Raw genomic sequence first — 2498 nt, 5'->3', positions numbered from 1 at the left:
TCTATTGCCATTGATATTACTGAGCGTCAGCAGCAAGAGTTATTAGAAAATGCACAAAATACTGCTCTGAAAATGGTAGCTCAAGGTAAATCATTACATGAGGTGTTACTGGAATTAACAACTCAAATTGATAAAATATTACCTAATTTGAATTCTGCAATTATGTTACTGGAATCAAATGGTGAATATTTACGTACTTTTGTAGCACCTAATGTTCCTCAAGTTTGGCTACAAACTATTGACTCTATACCTGTTAATAACTTTTGCTGTTTTGGTAAAGTAATTAGTCTTCATCAACGGGTAATTATTGAGGATATTGTTAATGAACCGCGATGTGCAACTTTGAAAGAACAAGCTTTGTCTGCTGATTTGCATTCTTGTTGGTCTGAACCAATTTTTTCTGGTGGGGAAGAGCAAGTTATTGGTACTTTTATGATGTACTTTAGCAACAAGCGATTGCCTGAACAAAGAGATTTAGACATACTTGAATCTTTAGCAAGATTAACTCGTTTAATTATTGAACATAAGCAAGGAGAAATTGAACTGAAAAATGCTAAGGAAACTGCAGAAGCTGCTAATTTTGCTAAGAGTAATTTTCTGGCTTCTATGAGTCACGAGTTACGTACTCCTTTAAATGCAATTTTGGGTTTTAGTCAATTGTTGGTGCGCGATAATTCTTTAAATGAAGCTCAAATTGAGCAGGTAGAAATTATTAATCGTAGTGGAGAGCATTTACTAAATTTGATTAATGATATTTTATCTATGTCTAAAATTGAGGCAGGTAAAGTTCTACTCAAGGAAGATTTATTTGATTTATACATTTTTCTGAAAAATCTACAAGATATGTTCAGTTTAAAAGCAAGTGAAAAAAGTTTATATCTATTATTTGAATTAGCAGATGATCTACCTCAAATCATTACTGCGGATGAAGGAAAATTGCGTCAAGTTCTCATTAATATTATAGGTAATGCTATCAAATTTACATCTCAAGGAAAAGTTAGTTTGTCAGTATGTAATAGTAACTCTTCAGGAAAGATAAAATTTACTATTACAGATACTGGTCCAGGAATTGAGGAGTCAGAAATAGATGCTTTGTTTGAACCGTTTGTACAAACAACTACAGGTCGAAAATCAATAGAAGGAACAGGCTTAGGTTTACCTATTAGTCGTGAATTTGTCCGGTTAATGGGGGGAGAAATATCTGTTAGTAGTCAAGTAGCAAAAGGCACAACTTTTACTTTTGAAATTATCGCCAAAGTCCTAGAAGAATTCCGAGAAATAGTAGAAAGAGAAACATTATCTAATCAACAAAAAATAGTATGCTTAGAACCATTACAGCCTAGTTATCGAATTTTAATAGTTGAAGATGTCAAAGAAAACAGTCAATTATTAATACAATTCTTGCAGCCCTTAGGATTTCAACTTCAGATTGCTGAGAATGGTGAAGAAGCTATATCTATTTGGCAAACTTGGCGACCACATTTAATTCTTATGGATATTGTTATGCCTGTTATGGATGGTTATGAAGCAACTAAAATTATTAAGCAAACAACCTTGGGTAAAGCTACTACTATTATTGCTTTAACTGCTAATGCTTTTGATGAAAATCGTGATGCTATTTTGGCTGCTGGTTGTGATGATTTTATTGCTAAACCTTTTTCAGAAAATCTATTACTAGAAAAGTTAGCTAATCATTTGGGAGTAAATTATTTATCTCAAAGTTTGGCATCAAATTCTATTGCTGCAAAATCTCACATAGAACTTACAAAAGAATCTTTAAGTATGATGTCTTCTGAATGGTTAGAACAATTACATTTTGCTATATTATCTGTTAATGAGCATCAGGTAAATGAGTTAATTCAGCAAATTCCTCAAACAGAGGTTAAACTGATTAACCGCTTAACAAATTTAGTGGAAAACTTTCGTTTAGATGTTATTCTTGAATTGATAGAAAGTGAGGAATAAATGGAGAAAAAAAACTCTCAAGATTTGCCAGACAATATTTTAGTCGTTGATGATGCACCAGAAAATTTGCGACTATTATCAAGTATGCTCGAACATCATGGGTATCATGTTAGAAAAGCTATTAATGGCAGAATTGCAATTAATGGCGCACAAATTGCCAAACCAGATTTGATATTACTTGATATTAATTTACCAGATATAGATGGTTATGAAGTATGCCAAAAATTAAAATCTTTGGAATCAACAAAAGAAATACCAATAATTTTTATTAGTGCTTATAGTGAAGAAGTAGATAAAGTTAGAGCATTTGAAGTAGGAGGTAGAGATTATATTACTAAGCCATTTCAACTTCGGGAAGTATTGGCACGAGTCGAAAATCAACTGTCTATTTATCAGTTACAAATTCAATTAAAAGAGAAAAATTTAGAGCTGCAAAAAGAATTTATTGAACGTCAAAGTGCTGAGGAACAACTGCGTTTTTTATTATTAACTACTCCAGCTATTAGTGCTACCTTAGATATTCATTCCGCACA

Annotated in this window: 2 protein-coding genes; both read left to right on the top strand. The window is 32.1% G+C overall.

The genetic code is table 11. The features are described 5' to 3' along the window. Positions 1-1965: GAF domain-containing hybrid sensor histidine kinase/response regulator (locus F6K22_RS38605; protein ID WP_293110205.1), on the top strand; the 1965-nt coding region annotated here is incomplete at its 5' end. Next, the coding region (locus F6K22_RS38600; protein ID WP_293110204.1) for a response regulator at positions 1966-2498 on the top strand (533 nt) is incomplete at its 3' end.

The organism is Okeania sp. SIO2F4 (assembly GCF_010672385.1).
In the GTDB taxonomy this organism is placed as follows: Bacteria; Cyanobacteriota; Cyanobacteriia; order Cyanobacteriales; family Microcoleaceae; genus Trichodesmium.
Note: the sequence above shows the minus strand (reverse complement) of the source record. Positions and strands in the feature narration are given on the sequence as shown.